Annotated in this window: 2 rRNA genes; both read right to left on the bottom strand. The window is 47.6% G+C overall.

What is annotated here, in order from left to right:
- Positions 1 to 5: 5 nt before the first annotated feature.
- Positions 6 to 121 (bottom strand): 5S ribosomal RNA (gene rrf, locus ACZYR5_RS29625).
- 107 nt (positions 122 to 228) lie between these two features.
- Positions 229 to 307 (bottom strand): 5S ribosomal RNA (gene rrf / locus ACZYR5_RS29620); the annotation flags it as partial.

The raw sequence follows: 307 nt of genomic DNA, 5'->3' as shown, positions 1-307 counted from the left end.
TTTAATCTTGACGATGACCTACTCTCACATGGGGAAACCCCACACTACCATCGGCGATGCATCGTTTCACTGCTGAGTTCGGGATGGGATCAGGTGGTTCCAATGCTCTATGGTCGTCAAGAAATTCTGTAACCGGTCCGTTGTGAAACAACGTGCCAGTAAAATTGGTGACTTCTACTTAAAACAAAACCCCTACCTGCATATGCAGATAGGGGTTTCGGAATTTAATCTTGACGATGACCTACTCTCACATGGGGAAACCCCACACTACCATCGGCGATGCATCGTTTCACTGCTGAGTTCGGGA

The organism is Pseudomonas sp. F007 (assembly GCF_057814275.1).
This window is presented reverse-complemented; position numbering and strand designations above follow the sequence as displayed.